Source organism: Streptomyces viridiviolaceus, assembly GCF_014650995.1.
GTDB classification, from domain to species: Bacteria; Actinomycetota; Actinomycetes; order Streptomycetales; family Streptomycetaceae; genus Streptomyces; species Streptomyces viridiviolaceus.
This window is the reverse complement of the sequence record NZ_BMWA01000005.1, coordinates 313,599-329,564: the sequence shown is the minus strand read 5'-3', so window position 1 is coordinate 329,564 and position 15,966 is coordinate 313,599. Positions and strand designations below refer to the sequence as shown.

General features: G+C 73.2%; 14 protein-coding genes. 9 read left to right on the top strand and 5 right to left on the bottom strand.

Annotated elements, in window-relative coordinates; genetic code table 11:
* Positions 1 to 19: 19 nt before the first annotated feature.
* On the bottom strand, positions 20 to 1,579 hold the full coding sequence (locus tag IE260_RS09265; RefSeq protein WP_229880577.1) for an APC family permease: 1,560 nt from the start codon (positions 1,577 to 1,579) through the stop codon (positions 20 to 22).
* Positions 1,580 to 1,711: 132 nt separating this feature from the next.
* Here IE260_RS09265 and IE260_RS09260 point away from each other — a divergent pair, with 132 nt between their 5' ends.
* From IE260_RS09260 to IE260_RS09245, 4 genes are all read left to right on the top strand, one after another.
* Complete coding sequence (locus tag IE260_RS09260; RefSeq protein ID WP_189870003.1) at positions 1,712 to 2,332, top strand: TetR/AcrR family transcriptional regulator; 621 nt, start codon at positions 1,712 to 1,714, stop codon at positions 2,330 to 2,332.
* Between the two features lie 76 nt (positions 2,333 to 2,408).
* Positions 2,409 to 3,803, top strand: a complete 1,395-nt coding sequence (locus IE260_RS09255; RefSeq protein WP_189870002.1) for a flavin monoamine oxidase family protein — start codon at positions 2,409 to 2,411, stop codon at positions 3,801 to 3,803.
* 5 nt (positions 3,804 to 3,808) lie between these two features.
* On the top strand, positions 3,809 to 4,672 hold the full coding sequence (locus IE260_RS09250) for a TetR family transcriptional regulator C-terminal domain-containing protein (protein WP_229880582.1): 864 nt from the start codon (positions 3,809 to 3,811) through the stop codon (positions 4,670 to 4,672).
* A gap of 76 nt (positions 4,673 to 4,748) precedes the next feature.
* A complete protein-coding gene (locus tag IE260_RS09245; protein ID WP_189870000.1) occupies positions 4,749 to 6,716 on the top strand; it encodes an oxidoreductase in 1,968 nt (655 codons plus the stop codon).
* A gap of 142 nt (positions 6,717 to 6,858) precedes the next feature.
* On the opposite strand, the gene IE260_RS09240 is transcribed toward IE260_RS09245, so the two are convergent.
* Positions 6,859 to 7,536 (bottom strand): uracil-DNA glycosylase, encoded by a 678-nt coding sequence (locus IE260_RS09240; RefSeq protein ID WP_189869999.1) that lies wholly within the window; start codon positions 7,534 to 7,536, stop codon positions 6,859 to 6,861.
* 212 nt (positions 7,537 to 7,748) lie between these two features.
* On the opposite strand from IE260_RS09240, the gene IE260_RS09235 reads away from it, so the two are divergent.
* Both IE260_RS09235 and IE260_RS09230 read left to right on the top strand, forming a co-directional pair.
* Positions 7,749 to 8,768 (top strand): N-acetylglucosamine kinase, encoded by a 1,020-nt coding sequence (locus IE260_RS09235; RefSeq protein ID WP_373303326.1) that lies wholly within the window; start codon positions 7,749 to 7,751, stop codon positions 8,766 to 8,768.
* A gap of 182 nt (positions 8,769 to 8,950) precedes the next feature.
* Positions 8,951 to 9,874, top strand: coding sequence for a sirohydrochlorin chelatase (locus tag IE260_RS09230; RefSeq protein WP_189869998.1), 924 nt, complete (start codon positions 8,951 to 8,953; stop codon positions 9,872 to 9,874).
* A gap of 114 nt (positions 9,875 to 9,988) precedes the next feature.
* Here the strand turns inward: IE260_RS09230 and IE260_RS09225 are convergent, their stop codons facing one another.
* Positions 9,989 to 11,020, bottom strand: coding sequence for a lactonase family protein (locus IE260_RS09225; RefSeq protein ID WP_189869997.1), 1,032 nt, complete (start codon positions 11,018 to 11,020; stop codon positions 9,989 to 9,991).
* Positions 11,021 to 11,133: 113 nt separating this feature from the next.
* Positions 11,134 to 12,624: an FUSC family protein gene (locus IE260_RS09220; RefSeq protein ID WP_189869996.1), complete on the bottom strand. Its 1,491-nt coding sequence runs from the start codon at positions 12,622 to 12,624 to the stop codon at positions 11,134 to 11,136.
* Positions 12,625 to 12,837: 213 nt separating this feature from the next.
* Between IE260_RS09220 and IE260_RS09215 the strand changes: the two genes are divergently transcribed.
* The 3 genes from IE260_RS09215 (at position 12,838) to IE260_RS09205 (ending at position 15,143) form a co-directional block, all read left to right on the top strand.
* A complete protein-coding gene (locus tag IE260_RS09215; RefSeq protein WP_189869995.1) occupies positions 12,838 to 13,314 on the top strand; it encodes an Lrp/AsnC family transcriptional regulator in 477 nt (158 codons plus the stop codon).
* 19 nt (positions 13,315 to 13,333) lie between these two features.
* Positions 13,334 to 14,029, top strand: a complete 696-nt coding sequence (locus IE260_RS09210; protein ID WP_189869994.1) for an HAD family hydrolase — start codon at positions 13,334 to 13,336, stop codon at positions 14,027 to 14,029.
* Between the two features lie 373 nt (positions 14,030 to 14,402).
* Entirely contained in the window at positions 14,403 to 15,143 is a 741-nt protein-coding gene (locus IE260_RS09205; RefSeq protein WP_189869993.1) for a DUF4142 domain-containing protein, read from the top strand.
* 24 nt (positions 15,144 to 15,167) lie between these two features.
* On the opposite strand, the gene IE260_RS09200 is transcribed toward IE260_RS09205, so the two are convergent.
* Entirely contained in the window at positions 15,168 to 15,926 is a 759-nt protein-coding gene (locus IE260_RS09200) for a LysR substrate-binding domain-containing protein (protein ID WP_189869992.1), read from the bottom strand.
* Positions 15,927 to 15,966: the final 40 nt, after the last annotated feature.

The following is a 15,966-nucleotide window of genomic DNA, read 5'->3' as shown; positions in this document are numbered from 1 at the left end:
CGCCGCCCCGCCCGGCCGTTCAGCTCTTGGTGCGGCGGGTCTTCGCCCCCAGGGCGTAGAAGACGAGGCCGATCCCCGCGATGATCAGCAGGGGTACGACCTGGCTCAGGGTGTACGCGAGGCGCTGGCCGGCGAAGGCCTCGGGCAGCGAGTCGGCGGCGGAGCCCTCCGTGCCGAACCAGCCCACCCCGAAGCCCGGCCAGATCAGCACGACCACGGTGAAGGCGACCAGGCCGGTCGCGAGCGCGGTGACCGTCCAGGCGCCGAGGCGTCCGCCCGGCACGGCGTAGGGACGCGGGGTGTCCGGGTACTTGCGGCGCAGCACCAGCAGGCTCGGGAACGTGATGACGTACGAGATGAAGGTCGTGCAGATCGTCAGGCCCAGGCCCGCGGCGAAGTACTTCTCGCCGTCGCCCTCGGTGAGGTTGAGGGCGACGACGAGGAGGATGGACGCGAGGACCGCGGAGAGCAGGTTCACCCGTACCGGAGTGCCGTACTTCTCGGAGATCGTGCCGAGCCACACCGGCCCGGCGCCGTCGGCGCAGGCGACGGCCTGGGCGCGGTGCGCGCCCATCGCCCAGGTGACTCCGGAGGTGAGCAGGCCGATGATGAGGCCGGCGGCGGCGATGCCGCCGAAGACCGCGCCGGCACCGGTGAGGGTGACCGTGCCGTCGGCGGCGATGGACCCTCCGTAGACGGTGAAGACGGCCTTGCAGGCGTCGATGAAGCCGCCGAGGCTGCCGATCCTGTCGCCGGGCAGGACGAAGAGGATGCCGAGGATCGGGCCGCCGTAGAGCAGCAGCGCGGCGAAGCCGGAGCGGAGGATGGCGACCGGAATGTCACGGCGCGGATTGCGCATCTCCTCCGCGGCCGAGCTGGGCAGCTCGAAGCCGACGTAGTTGAAGATCAGGACGGGGACGAGCGCCACGAAACCGGCGTACGTCGGTGTGAACTCGCCCGCGGGCAGCGCGTGCACACCGTTCTGGACGGCGAAGACGACGACCGAGACGAGGAAGAAGGCGAGCAGCACGATACGGGCGAGGGCTCCGGCGATCGGCACCCACTTGCCGACCCGGACGGACTGGACGACGGCGAGCGCGCCACTCCAGATGAAGATCAGCCCGGCTGCGTACTTCCACAGACCGGGCAGCGGGGTGAAGAACTGCTCCCAGGTGGTGAGGGCGATGATGCACAGACTGCCGCCCACCCACACCGGGTTGGAGATCCAGTAGAGGATCTGGTTGAGGCCCGCGGTGAGCCGGCCGAAGGCGAGCCGGGTCCAGACGTACGGACCGCCCTGGACGGGGAAGGCGGAGCCCAGTTCGGCGACGAGGAGCCCGTAGGGGAGGAAGAAGAGGACCGCGAGGATGGCCATCCAGGTCAGTCCCTGCGGGCCCTGCGCCGCGACCGATCCGATGGTGTCGAGTCCGACGAGGGTGCATATGAGGAACAGGAGGACGTCGAAGCGGCGCAGCTCCTTGCGCAGCCGGCTGCGCTGCTCACCCCAGCCCTCGGAGAGGTCGGGAGTTTCGTGGGTGGGACCTTCGGCTCTGCCGGGGGTGGTGGGTGCATGGGTCACTGGGCGGACTCCTACGGCACGGGGGGAGGGGTCTCGTACAGGCGCGCACATCTTTTGACTGAACAGCCAGTCAGTAGCCAGCACTGTGAGTCCGGCCACACTGGGCTGTCAAGAGCTGTGTAGGGTGAAGGCGTGGCCAGAGTCCGGTTGAGCGTGGAGGAACGACGCGCGGAGATCCTGCGCGTCGCCGTCGAGCAGATCGAGGACCGCGGGGTGTCCAACGTGCGCATCGCGGACGTCGCCTCGGCACTGGGAGTCAGCAGCTCTCTGGTGCTCTACCACTTCTCCACCAAGGAGCTGCTCGTCGCCGAGGCCTTCGCGCACGCCGCGCAAGGAGACCTCGCCCATCTGCGGAAACTGCTGAGCAAACCGCGTACCAGTGCGACGCGCCGGCTGCGCTCGGCGGTGCGCTGGTACGCGCCGACCGGACAGGCCAAGGGCTGGCGGCTGTGGATCGAGGGCTGGGCGGCCGCGCTGCGCGAACCCGCCCTGAGGAAGGTCACCCACGACCTCGACGAGCAGTGGAAGGCGGCGATCGTCCAGGTCGTCGAGGAGGGCGTGGCGGCAGGCGAGTTCGTCTGCGACCGTCCGGCGGACGCGGTATGGCGCCTGACCGCGCAGTTGGACGGACTGGCCGTCCAGATGACGTCCTACAAGGTGCCGCTCAGCCGCGCCACGATGCTGGAGTGGGTGGACGACGCGCTCGTCCGGGAACTGGGCATCGCCCGCGAGGACCTGACGACTCGTCGATGAGTCCGGCGGGCCCCGTGCTCCGCACGGCTGTCGCAACCATTGACGGGCCCGTCAGTGTTGCCCCATCCTCTCGGGCATGGAGAGACCGAGCGCGGAACACCTGACCGAGACGGAGGTCGTCGTCGTGGGCGGCGGGTACGCCGGCCTGGCCGCGGCGCTCCGACTGCACGACAACGACGTCGACTTCACCCTGGTCGAGGCGGCCGATCGGATCGGCGGGCGCGTCCTGACGGAGACCCGTGCCGACGGCGTGACCGTCGATCACGGCGGCCAATGGGTGGGGCCCACGCAGACCCGCCTGGTGGAGCTCGCCGCGCGTTTCGGCTGCCGGACGTTCCCGACCTGGGAGACGGGCAGCCACATCGAGGTGTGGAACGACGGCGGCCGGGTCCCGTACACCGGTGCGGCACCCGCCGACGGGCCGGGCATCGCCGAGTACGTCCGCGTCACGAAGGTCCTGGACGAACTCGCCCGCGAAGTGGACACCGTCCGGCCGTGGCGCACTCCCCGCTGCACGGAGTGGGACGCCCGGACGGCAGGGTCGTTCTTCCGCTCCCGGACCGACGACGCGGACGCCCGGCGCCGGCTGGACCTCGCGGTGCAGGGGCTGTGGTGCGCGGAGCCGGACGAGATCTCGCTCTTCCACGTGCTGTTCTACATCGCCGCGGCCGGCGGTTTCGAGCAGCTGATGGAGACTCGCGGCTGCGCCCAGGACAGCCGGTTCACCACGGGTGCGGCCGGACCGGCCCGTGCCGTCGCGGCTCTGCTGAAGGAGCGCGTCCGCCTCGGCGAGCGGGTGCGCTCGATCGCACACGACACGCAGGGCGTGCACGTCCGCACGGAGTCCGCCGTGCTCCGGGCACGCCGGGCGATCGTGGCCGTGCCTCCGCACGCCGTACGCGCCATGGGTTTCACCCCTCCGCTTCCCGACAGCCGGACCGGCTGGCTCTCCCACAGTCCGATGGGACGCGTCGCCAAGATCCACGCCGTGTACGACACCCCGTTCTGGCGGGAGTCGGGACTGTCCGGCGTGGCGACCTTGTACGACGACGGGCCCGTCGGGGTCGTGTTCGACAACTCCCCGGAGGACGGCTCGTGCGGCGTCCTCGTCGGGTTCGTGTACGGCAGCCGTCTGGACCGCTTCAGCACCCTGGACGCGGGCAGTCGCCGGGCCGCCGTACTGCGCGGCCTCGTAACCGTGGCCGGACCGAGGGCCGGGGCACCCCGCGACTACACGGAGAAGATCTGGACCCAGGACCCGTTCGCCCGGGGCGGCTACGAGGCCTACACGACACCCGGCGGATGGAGCGGCTTCGGCGAACACGGCTGGCGGGAGCCGACCGGGGCGCTGCACTGGGCGGGGACGGAAACCGCGTCGGAGTGGAACGGCTACATCGACGGCGCCGTGTCGTCGGGCTACCGGGCCGCCGAGGAAGTTCTCGCAGCCCTCCGGACGGACGGGAGGCCGTGACGTCGATGGAGCGGGCGGACGATGCGCAGGCGGTGCTGGAGCGGGTGCGGCTGGTCGTGGGATCGGTGCCGGTCAGCCAGCGGCAGTTCGCCGATCGCATCGGCATGCACCCCACCGCGCTGTCCAAGGCCCTGAACGGCAGCCGCCGCTTCGCCGACCACGAGCTGGCCGCCGTCGCGAGGGTCGGCAAGGTGTCACTGCGCTACCTGCGGACCGGGCGGGGACGCCCGCCGGTCGCTGCCGGGGACCCGGCGGGGCCGGACACGCGCCGCCGCGCGAACGCCGTCGACGCGGAGGTCCGCAAGGCGCAGATCCTGGAGGCGACGGCACGCCTGATCGCCCGCCGCGGGTTCCACCGGGTCCGGGTCGCCGACATCGCCCGCGCGTGCGGCACCAGCACCGGCACGGTGCACTACCACTTCCCGACGAAGGGCGACGCCCTGCGAGCCGCTCTGCGCCACTACGCCGATCGTCTCCACGAACGTCTCGAAGCGGAGTTCCGGGAGACGGACAGCCCGACCGAGAGGCTGCGCCGGCTGATCGAGGTCCAGCTCATCATCGGTGAGGAGGACCGCGACGAGTGGTCGGTGTGGGTGCAGTCGTGGAACGAGGCGATCATCGACCCCGCCCTGCGGGACAGCCAGCGCGAGATCTATGCCAGGTGGCGGCAGACGGTGCTCGGCCTGGTGCAGGCCTGCCGGGACGAGGGCATGGCCGAGGACGCCGACGCGGAGGCGCTGACGAGCCGGTTCACCGGTCTGACGGACGGTCTCGCCATCCAGGTGCTGGCGGGGAACGGGGAGATGTCCGTGACACGGATGCGTGAGCTGCTGCTCGACGCGTTCGAACCGCACATCACCCTTCGCTGACGACCGGGGCCGGCCGTGGGCGGGCTGCACGGCAACCGTGCCCGGGTATGCGCCCAGGCGTGAGAGAGGACGTTCCATGACAGCACGGTTCCCGCACCTGTTCAGTCCGCTGCAGATAGGTGACGTGAGGCTGCGCAACCGCATACTGTCCTCGGGCCACGACACGGTTCTGGCCAGGGACGGCGCGGTCACCGAGGACCTGATCGCCTATCACGAGGCCCGCGCCGCGGGCGGTGCCGGCCTGATCGTGCTCCAGGTGTCCGGCGTGCACGAGTCCGCCCGCTACACCACTCATGTGCTGATGGCCACGCAGGACGAGTGTGTCCCCGGCTACGCCCGGCTCGCGCAGGCGGTGCATCGGCACGGGACGAAGGTCTTCGGCCAGCTGTTCCACCCCGGGCGGGAGATTCTGGAGTCCGGGGACGGCAGCGCACCGGTGGCCTGGGCTCCCTCGGCCACCCCGAGCGAGCGCTTCCACGTGATGCCGCGCGCCATGACCGAGCCGGAGATCCACGAGGTCGTGGAGGGCTACGGCCAGGCGGCCCGCCGGCTGCGCGAGGCCGGCCTCGACGGCGTGGAGATCGTCGCCAGCCACGGCTACCTGCCGGCGCAGTTCCTCAGTCCCCATGTCAACGTCCGTACCGACGGCTGGGGCGGCGATCTGCAGGGCCGGCTGCGGTTCCTGCGCGAGGCACTGCGCAGTGCTCGGGCACAGGCCCGGCCCGGCTTCGCCGTCGGCCTGCGCATCTCGGGCGACGAACTGAGCCACGACGGCCTGGACACCGAGCTGGTACTGGAGTCCGTCGCCCGACTCGATGCCGAGGGACTGCTCGACTACGTCTCGGTGTGCGCGGGCAGCTCGTCCAGCCTGTCCGGGGCCGAGCACATCGCCCCGCCCATGTACCGGCCCGCCGGTTACACCGCCCCGCTGGCCGCCGAGGTGCGCGCCGTGGTCGGCGTCCCAGTGATGGTGGCCGGCCGGATCAACCAGCCGCAGGAGGCCGAGCAGATCATCGCGGACGGTCGGGCCGACGCCTGCGCGATGACCCGGGCCCTGATCTGCGACCCGGACCTGCCGGTCAAGGCCGCGCGGGGCCGGGCCGAGGACATCCGCGCCTGCGTCGGCTGCAACCAGGCGTGCATCGGCCACTTCCAGCTCGGTCACCCCATCTCCTGCATCCAGCATCCGGAGACCGGCCGGGAACGCCGCTTCGCGGTACTGCCGGCCGTCACACGACGCAAGAAGGTACTGGTCGTGGGCGGCGGCCCGGCCGGCCTGAAGGCCGCGGCCGTGGCGGCGGAACGCGGCCACGAGGTGGAACTGCACGAAGCGGGCCGACGTGTCGGCGGTCAGGTTCTGCTCGCCGAACGGCTGCCCGGACGCGCCGAGTTCGGAGGCGTGATCACCAACCTCGAGGCCGAGGCGCGCCGCGCGGGAGCCCGCATCCTGACGAACTCCCGGGTCGATGCCCAGGTGCTCGCCGCCTCGGCACCGGACGCGGTGGTGCTCGCGACGGGAGCGCTGCCCCGGCGCCCCCGGCTGGAGCTCATGGACGACCCGGTGGTACTGGACGCCTGGTCGGTGATCCGCGGCGCCGAGGTGCCGCGTGGACGGATCGTGGTGGCGGACTGGCGCGGTGACTGGATCGGCCTGGGCGTCGCCCTCCAGCTCGCCGGCCTGCACAGGAAGGTGACGCTCTGTGTGACCGGCTTCGCGGCCGGCGAGCATCTGCAGCAGTACGTGCGTGCCGCCATGGTGGCCCAGGCGGTGCGGGCGCGGATCGACATCGTGCCCAACGTGAGGCTCTGCGGCGTGGACAGCGACACCGGCTACCTCCAGCACACTCTGACCGAGGACCCGGTACTGCTCGAAGACGTCGCCGGTGTGGTGCTCGCCCAGGGCCACGCCCCGCTCGCCGACCTCGACCCGGTCGGCTCCGGCGTCGTCCCGGCCGACCACGTCTTCCCGGTCGGCGACCGTGTCACCCCGCGCACCGTCGAGGAAGCAGTGCTCGACGGCTTGACCGTGGCGTCCGGCCTCTAAGGCCTGTCGACCCTCCCCGTCGTCGCCCGGAGGGCGGCCCGGCTGCGTCGGTTGCGTGCGCCGGGCCCCCGGCCGGAGGCTGGGGGGGGAGTGCCGGGCGCGGGCGGTGCACCGGCCGGAAGCCGCCGGACTCAGGGGCGTCCTACGGCAGTCGCCAGTCCACCGGCTCGGCTCCCTGCCGCACGAGGAGGTCGTTGGCCCGGCTGAAGGGGCGCGAGCCGAAGAAGCCGCGGTCCGCCGACATCGGCGAGGGATGCGCCGACTCGATGGACGGGAGATCCCCGAGGAGCGGACGCAGATTGCGCGCGTCCCGCCCCCACAGGATCGACACCAACGGCCGGCCCCGCGTGGCGAGGGCGCGGATGGCCTGCTCGGTGACCTCCTCCCAGCCCTTGCCCCGGTGCGCCCCCGGCTTGCGCGGGGCCGTGGTCAGAGCCCTGTTCAGCAGCAGCACGCCCTGGCGGGTCCATGGGGTCAGATCGCCGTTGGAGGGCCTGGGCAGACCCAGGTCCGTGTTCAGCTCCCGGTAGATGTTCTCCAGGCTGCCCGGCAGCGACCGCACCTCCGGCGAGACCGCGAAACTCAGTCCGATCGCCATCCCCGGCGTCGGGTAGGGGTCCTGACCGACGATCAGGACCCTCACATCGTCGAAGGGCTGCTGGAACGCCCGCAGGACGTTCGCGCCCGACGGGAGATAGGTCCGGCCGGCCGCCACCTCGGCGCGCAGGAAGTCGCCCATGCCCGCGATACGCTCGGCCACCGGCTCCAGGGCCTTCGCCCATCCGGCCTCAACAAGTTCATGCAACGGTCGTCGTGCCACGCCGCGTCACTCTACTGGCCCACTCCGACAGCCAGTGCCAGCAGACCGGCCCCCTGCGTACGAGCCGCCTGTCGGCGCTAGTCTTCCTCCTCGTCAAGGTCGTCGAGCCGGTCGAGGGGATCCCGCCCGGTCGCCGGGGAGGAGCGGAGACCGTTGCGTCCAGTGATCGAGCAGCCGCCCGTCTTCCGGTCTGCGTGCCGGCCGGTGGCCCGGTGTCTGCCGTGACCGGGGCCGGGGCACTGGGTTCGCCCGGTGCGGCGGCCGGTGCGGGCTACCTCGCCGTGGACTCCGGCGGCTCCGGCCTGCGCGTCGTCGTCGGCACCGCCGGGCGCGGCCCGCTGGGGCGGCGCGCGTCGCGGGAGCCGGTCCGCACCGGGGCGCGGGGCATCGACCCGGGGCACCTGATGGATCAGCTGGTGCCCATGGCCCGGGAGTTGACCGCCGAGGCCGGGCTGGACCGGCTCGGCACCGTCGTCGTCGGCGCCGCCGGGCTCGCCACCCTGGGCGACGCCCTGCGGGCAGAGCTGCCGGGCGCCCTGGCCCGGGAGCTGGGCGTGCGGTCCGTGGCGCTCGTCGCCGACGCCGTCACCGCCTACGTCGGGGCGCTCGGCCCGCGGCCCGGTGCCGTCGTCGCCGCCGGCACGGGTCTGATCGCGACCGGCACCGACCTGGTCCGGTGGCGACGCGCGGACGGCTGGGGCCACCTGCTCGGTGACTGCGGTGGCGGCGCCTGGATCGGGCGGGCCGGGCTGGAGGCGGCCCTGCGCGCCCACGACGGGCGGGACGGCGGCTCCATCCGGCTGCTGGCCGCCGCGGAGGAGCGGTTCGGCCCGGCGCCGGAGCTGCCGGGGAAGCTGTACCCGCGCCCGGACCGCCCCGCCGTCCTCGCCTCCTTCGCGCCCGAAGTGGCGGCCTGCGCGGCCGGCGACCCGGTCGCCGCGGACATCCTGCGCGCCGCCGCCCGGCACATGGCCGACTCCGCCGCCGCCGTCTGCCCGCCCGGCGGCGAGCCCCGCATCGCCGTCACCGGGGGCCTGCTGAAGATGGGCGACCCCCTCGTCGTACCGCTGGAGGAGGAGCTGGCGAAGCGGCTGCCGCACGCGCGGCGGGTGACCGCCGAGGGCGATCCGCTGCACGGCTCGGTACGCATCGCGACCGATCTGGCGACCGGCTCGCTCACGCTCCCGGGTGACGAGCGGATGCTGTACGTGGCGGGCACGGCACACGGCTGAGAACCATCGCTCGACGTGTCGACAAGTGGACTTTCTGGCCCTGCACGTTGTCACCCGTGCGAGGGAAATCGTGTCGATGTCATCCGATCCGTACGTAACTCATCAGACAAAACCGGACGGATACCGCTCACCTGCACCCTCCCCGAACAGGGGAGCCCAATAAGCCAGTAACATGCGGCGCCATGAGCTCCCCCACTGGGCCCGCGTCCGGCCTGCCAGTACGAATGCCGCGCCCCCGCCAGCCCGGACGGCACCGCCGTCCCGAACCCCTGGTGGCTCCCGAGGGCGCGCCCGCGCTCGTCCTCGCGGTGCCGGGCACGCCCAGTAGCGCCACCCGCGGCCTCGCCGAGGAGGTCGTGAGCATCGCCCGCTCCGAGCTGCCCGGTCTCGACGCCCGGATCGGGTACGTGGACGGGGACGACACCGAGTTCCTCTCGCTCTCGACCGTGCTCGTGCGCGCCGCGCAGGAGCGCACCGCCCGCTACGAGCAGGCGGTCGCCGCCGGGGCCGAGGTGAAGGAGCCCGAGGGCCCCGTCGCCGTCGTGGTGCCGCTGCTCGCCGGTCCGGACGGCGCGCTGCTGCGCCGGATCCGCCAGGCCGTCATGGACAGCCGGATCGCGGCCGAGCTGACCGACGTGCTCGGCCCGCACCCGCTGCTGGCGGAGGCTCTGCACGTCCGGCTCTCCGAGGCCGGTCTGGCCCGCGCCGACCGGGCCCGGCTGTTCACCGTGGCGACCGCCGCGGACGGCATCATCCTCGCCTCCGTGGGCGGGGACGAGGCCGTGCAGGCGGCCGGGATCACCGGCATGCTGCTCGCCGCGCGCCTCGCCGTGCCGGTGATGGCGGCGGCCCTGGACCAGGAGGGCTCGATCGCGTCCGTGGCCGAGCAGCTGCGCTCCTCGGGTTCGCAGCAGCTGGCCCTCGCGCCCTACCTGATCGGCCCCGAGATCGACGCGAGCCTGCTGGAGGAGGCGGCCAAGGAGGCGGACTGCTCCACGGCCGAGCCCCTCGGCCCGTACCCGGCCATCGGCAAGCTGGCGCTGGCGAAGTACACGACGGCGCTGGGAATCTCCCCGCAGCAGCCGCAGGGCGCGCCGGTCCGCTGACGCGCGCGGCGCCCGCACACGTCCGAAGGGCCCGCTCCTGCCGTACGGGAGCGGGCCCTTCGCCGTACCCACGTGCGGGACCGGGGCCGGGCGGCCTGGGCACCCGTCCTTCCGTCAGCCGAAGACCACACAGGACGCCGCCGGCACGGCGAGGGAGCCGGCGCGGCGCGGGACTCCGGTCCGGGGGTCGACCGCGAACCAGGTGACGTCTCCGGAGCGCTCGTTCGCCGCGTACAGGAAGCCGTCCGACTCGGCGATCGCCCGCGGCCAGTGCCCGCCGCAGGGCACCGTCCCCGTCAGCCGCAGTCCGTCCGGCTCGACGGCGAACGCGGACAGGACGTCCTCGCCGCGGGTCGCGGTCCACACGAAGCGGCCGTCGGGCGAGACGACGATGCCCGACGGATAGGCGTCGCCGGCCGGGGCCTGCGGGAGCACAGGCGTCTCACTGAGGGGTGTCAGCAGGCCGTCGGCGGCGTCCCAGCGGCAGACGGTGACGGTGGGCGCGAGCTCGCCGACGACGTAGGCGCGGGAGCCGTCCGGGTGGAAGGCCAGGTGCCGCGGACCGGTGCCGGGGCGCAGCGCGACCTCCCGGTGCACGGCCGGGGCGCCGTCCCTCAGGGTGCAGACGCGCACCGAGTCGGTGCCGAGGTCCACGCTCACCGCCCACCGTCCGCTCGGGTCGGGCTGCACCTGGTGGGCGTGCGGTGCCAGCTGGCGCGGTGCGTGCGGGCCCGAGCCGGTGTGGCGGAGCACGCCGGACGGGGCCCCGGCGAGGGTGCCGTCGCTGCGGAGGGGGACGGCGGTGACGCTGCCGGAGCCGTAGTTGGCGGTCAGGAGGTGCCCGGCGAACAGGCTCAGGTGCGTCGGTCCGTCGCCGTCGACGGCCACCGGGGGCCCGGTCCGCTCCGGCTTGTCGCCGGTCACGCGGTAGGCGGCCACCGCGCCCTCGGAGATCTCGCTGACCGCGTAGAGCATGCCGCCGTCGGGTGCCAGGGCCAGGTAGGACGGGTCGGGCACGCCGTCCACGCTGCTCAGGGCCGTCAGCGCGCCGGTGTCCGCGGCGACGGCCGCGGTGACGATCCCCGGGCCTCCCGCCGCCGTGAACGATCCGATGTACGCCCGCCGCCGCCTGCCGTCGTCTGCCACCGCTGGCCCCTCTCCTCGCGCGCCTCGTCCTGCCGGCCGGCCCGTCCCGCCCGGGCCGACGGTAGCAGTCGATCACGCAAGGTCTAGACCAAGTCGGAGGCGCGCCGGTCGGATCAGGCCCCGACCAGGGGCGAGCGTGACGGGGCCCGCAGGGGTGCGGCCAGTTCGGCCAGGGCGCGCTCCAGACCGTGGAGGTGGACCAGCGCGGGCTCGACGGCGTGCGGCCGCTCCGCGTGGGCGGGGACGGCCCCGCCGCCGGTGAGGGCCTCGACGGCGGCCTCCACCCGCCAGCAGGCGGCGGCCAGCCGGGCGTCGTGCGAGGCCTCCGGGTCGGCGGCGACGGCGACCAGGCCGCGGATCTCCCGGGCGCAGTCGTCGAGGAGCGCGAGCACGCGGCGGGCGCGGCGCTTGCGGCCGTACATCGGGTTGAGCGGGTGCACCAGCGGGGCGACGGACAGCCGCACCCGGCCGAGCAGCTGTTCCAGTTCGGCCACGCGGGGCGCCGGGTCGGCGCCCTCGGTTCCGGCGAGGCGGGCGGCGGCCTCGGCGGTGCAGGCGTGGACGCAGCGCAGGGCGCGCTGGATCCAGGCGTCGGTGACGGCGTGCGTGGTGACCGGCAGGACGAGCAGCACCGCGAGGGCGGCGCCGAGCGCTCCGACGCCGGTCTCGGCGAGCCGCACGGCGAGCAGGCCCGGGGTGAGGACGCCAAGGAGCCCGTAGAGAAGTTCGGCGAGCAGCGTCACGCTGAGCATCATCCAGGTGTAGGACACCGCGGCCGTGTAGAAGATGCCGAAGACACTGGCGGCGGCGAGCACGACCGTGGGCACCACCGCCCCGTCCAAGGGGACGGCGATCAGCAGGCCGAGGCCGATGCCGATGACCGTGCCGAGGACCCGCCTGAAGCCGCGGACGAGGGTCTCGCCGCGCGAGGTGGTGTTGACGAAGACCCACCAGGTGGCACCGACGGCCCAGTACCAGCGGTCCCCCGACACCAGATGGCCCACGACGAGGGCGAAGCCGGCCCCCGCGGTGGCCTGGACGGCCTGGCGGGTGGTGATGCGGGCGAGGCCGGTACCGCCGGGCGGGGCGGGCACGGCGGCAGCGGGCAGGCGGCGCTCGTAGCACCAGAGTCCGAAACGGACCGTCGCGGCGGCGGCCACGGAGAGCAGGACGGCGGCGTACAGCTCGGGCAGCCGGTCGGTGGTGGCGTGCAGGAACTGCGCCACGAAGAAGGTCATGAAGGCGAACACACCGAGGCTGTGTCCGCGCGGGCCCCAGCGGCGGGCGTAGACGCCCGTGCCGACCACGGCGAGGAAGGTGAGGTCGCGCGCCACCGGATGGTCGTGCAGGACGGCGGCGGCGGTGAGCACGGGCAGCCCGACGGCCGGCAGCAGCGCGGTGGTGACCGCCTGCCCGCGCACGGTCGCGTCGGTGACGGTGAACAGGGCGAGCAGCGCGGCGAGCCCGCCGGTGACCGCGCCCACGAGGGAGTGTCCGGCCAGGCCGCAGACGAGGACGGCCAGCCCGATGCCGAGAACGGCCCGGGCGGCGAAACGCAGTCGCGTACGCCCCGGATCCGGAGCCGCGAACACCCTCTTCAGCACTGATTACCGCCCCCTTCGCGAACCGGTCGTCGCCTGCAGACTCATCGGCATGAAAAAGGCGCCGCGGGATCCGCAGCGCCATCGACGCATCCATATCAACATCTCTCCCGCCAGTGGCTCAACTGCTGCCTCGCGGAGTGTGCCATTGGTACAGTGATCTCGGCTTCCCTACGGCCACCGAAGAGCCAATGGCCGACGAGGAGACCGAGCCCCATGGCCGTGGACGAGCTCGACACCCGCATCCTGCGACTGCTGCTGGACCAGCCGCGCACCAGCGTGCGCGAGTACGCCCGCATCCTCGGCGTGGCCCGCGGAACGCTTCAGGCCCGCCTGGACCGCCTGGAGCGGGACGGTGTGATCACCGGCACCGGACCGGCCCTCTCCCCCGCCGCGCTCGGCCACCCGGTGCTGGCCTTCGTGCACATCGAGGTCACCCAGGGCCATCTGGACGAGGTCGGCGACGCGCTCGCGGCCGTACCGGAGATCGTCGAGGCCTTCTCCATCACGGGCGGCGGGGACCTGCTGACCCGGGTCGTGGCGCGCGACAACGCACACCTGGAGGACGTGATCCAGAAGCTGATCAGCCTGCCGGGCGTGGTCCGCACCCGCACGGAGGTGGCCCTGCGCGAGCGGGTGGCGCACCGGCTGCTGCCCCTGGTGGAGTCGATCGGGCGGACGGCGAGGAAATGAGCCCTGACATCCTTGCCCCATGAACACTCTCGACGGCATCTCGGTCATCTTCGACCTCGACGGCACCCTGGTGGACAGCGAGCCGAACTACTACGAAGCGGGCCGCCGAACCCTCGCCGAGTACGGCGTCCCGGACTTCACCTGGGCCGACCACGAGGGGTACGTCGGTATCAGCACGCAGGAGACGGTCTCCGACTGGAAGCGGCGGTACGGCCTGCGGGCCCCGGTGGAGGAGTTGGTCGCCGCCAAGAACCGCCGCTACCTGGAACTGGCCCGCACCTCCACGCGCGCGTACCCCGAGATGCGGAAGTTCGTCGAGTTGCTGGCCGGCGAGGGCGTACCGATGGCCGTGGCCTCGGGGTCGTCGCCCGAGGCCATCGAGGCGATCCTTTCCTGCACCGGGCTGGACGCGTATCTGGGCACCCTCGTCTCGGCCGACGAGGTCGCGCGGGGCAAGCCGGCCCCCGACGTCTTCCTGGAGGCCGCCCGCAGGCTCGGGGCGGCCCCCGCCGACTGCGTGGTCCTGGAGGACGCCGTCCCCGGTGCCGCCGCGGCGCACGCCGCCGGGATGCGCTGCATCGCGATTCCCTACGTCGCCGCACAGGCCGACGCCGCGGAGTTCGCCACCGCGGGCCTGCTGCTGCGCGGCGGCCAGCGGGAGTTCACGGCGCGGGCGGCGTACGACTGGCTGACCGGCTCGGCGCGGCCCTCCTGACCGTACTCGTCGGTGCCGTGGACGCTCCTGTGCCCCTTGCCCATCTCCTGGGCGACATTCTCGAACGTCGATCGATATGTCGAACAGAACAGGCCTCACGAGGACCCCTAGTAACGAGGGGCACATGGCAGCGCCCCTCTCCCGGCGGACCCTCCTGCCGGCTGCGGCCGTCACCGCGGGAACGCCCGGGCCGTCGTATCCGGCGAGCGGCCGGGCCACCGGCGCGCCGCAGGCCCCGGCGGCCTGGACCGCACGGCCGCGGCGCGGAACACCGGCAGGTTTTGCCCGGGACGGTGATCGGTTCGCCGCTCGGATCCGTATCTCCTGGTGTCCGAGCCCGCTCACCGAGCCTGTCTTCGCCCCTGGAGGCACGATGCGCATCACGCGCACCACGGCAGGGACCGCCTTCGTGGGCGGTGCCCTGGTCCTCACCCTCACCGCGTTGGCCTACCCCACCATGCTCGGGGTGCAGAACACGGCCGGTGGTCAGGACCGCGTCATCGCCGACACACGGTACGGACCACTCACCGAGGCGGACCGGGACTTCGTGGTGAAGGTCCGCGCCGCCGGGCTGTGGGAGCACCCGCTCGGGCTGATGGCCATGGAACGGGGCACGACACCGGAGATGAAGGAGGCCGGCGAGCACCTGGTCGTCGGGCATGCCCGGCTCGACGCGACCTGCCGGAGGATCGCGCCCGAGCTGGGCATCACGCTGCCCAACCTGGCGTCACCGCAGCAGCAGCAGTTCGTGTCGACCGCCGACGGGACCACGGGCAAGCAGTTCGACACCACCGCGGTGAACATCATGCGGATCACCCACGGGCAGATCTTCCCCGTCGTCGCCAAGATCCGCGCCAACACCAAGAACGCCCTGGTGCGGCAGCTGGCCGATCAGGCCAACGACACCGTGCTGGACCACATCACGGTCCTGGAGAAGACCGGACTGGTCAACTTCGACCAGGTCAACCTCCAGCAGTCGGCCCCGCCCAGCCTGCCGAAGGCGCAGCTCACCCCGCCCGCGCCGCAGCCGGGGGAGCCGGTTCTCACCCTGACCGAGCCGCCCGGACTGGACGTCGAGACCGGTTCTCCGACGCCGAGTCCGACGGTCCGCTGAACCACCCGGCCGGGCCAGGTCACGTCATCGGCGGCGGGGTTTGCCGCGCCTGCCGCCCTTGGGGTTGTTCGAGCCGCGCCGCGCGCCCCCACCGGCCGGTTTCCTGGCCGCCGCCCCCCGCCGCGCGGCGGCGGTGCCGGTGCGCTCGGCCTTCGACTCCGCCGGGGCCGGCCGCCGGCCCCGGGTGCTGTTGACGGTCCTCCCCCGGACGATCCCGATGAAGTCCTCCACCAGGTCCGTGTGCGCCTCCTCCGGCCAGGACAGCGCCACGCCCGACCCCGGGGCGTCCGTGACCGTCCGGTACGTGAGGTCCTTGCGGTGGTGCAGCCGGGCCAGCGACAGCGGTACGACCAGCACCCCCACTCCGGCCGCGACCAGTTCCACGGCGTCCGCCGTGGTGGCGGGGCGCTCGAGGGCGGGCCGGCCCGGCAGCCGCTCCCAGCCGAGGACGTCGTCGAGGGGGTGCAGCACGATCTCGTCGGAGAGGTCCTCGACGGCCACCTCGTCGACCGCGGTGACGAGGTGGTCCTTGGGGACGACCACGACCGTGGTCTCGGTGTAAAGGGGGATCGCGCTGAGGACGGTCCGGTCGACCGGCAGCCGCACCAGTCCGGCGTCGGCGCCGCCGTCCAGCAGTACGCCGCCCGCCTCGGCGGCGGACACCTGGGTCAGGGACACCGGGACGTCCGGCAGCCGCTCGTTCCAGATGCGCACCCATTTGTCGGGCGTCACCCCCGGGACGTACGCGAGCCGGAACGAGGGGGGTTCTTCCGAGCCTGTCACCCGGCCAGGTTACCCGGCGTGGCCAGGGGCGGCGGTGGCC

Bases quoted from the DNA above. Each gene is read 5' to 3' on its own strand.
- IE260_RS09255 (WP_189870002.1), top strand. From the start codon at position 2,409: ATGGAGAGACCGAGCGCGGAACACCTGACCGAGACGGAGGTCGTCGTC.
- IE260_RS09250 (WP_229880582.1), top strand. From the start codon at position 3,809: ATGGAGCGGGCGGACGATGCGCAGGCGGTGCTGGAGCGGGTGCGGCTG.
- IE260_RS09245 (WP_189870000.1), top strand. From the start codon at position 4,749: ATGACAGCACGGTTCCCGCACCTGTTCAGTCCGCTGCAGATAGGTGAC.
- IE260_RS09230 (WP_189869998.1), top strand. From the start codon at position 8,951: ATGAGCTCCCCCACTGGGCCCGCGTCCGGCCTGCCAGTACGAATGCCG.
- IE260_RS09215 (WP_189869995.1), top strand. From the start codon at position 12,838: ATGGCCGTGGACGAGCTCGACACCCGCATCCTGCGACTGCTGCTGGAC.
- IE260_RS09210 (WP_189869994.1), top strand. From the start codon at position 13,334: ATGAACACTCTCGACGGCATCTCGGTCATCTTCGACCTCGACGGCACC.
- IE260_RS09205 (WP_189869993.1), top strand. From the start codon at position 14,403: ATGCGCATCACGCGCACCACGGCAGGGACCGCCTTCGTGGGCGGTGCC.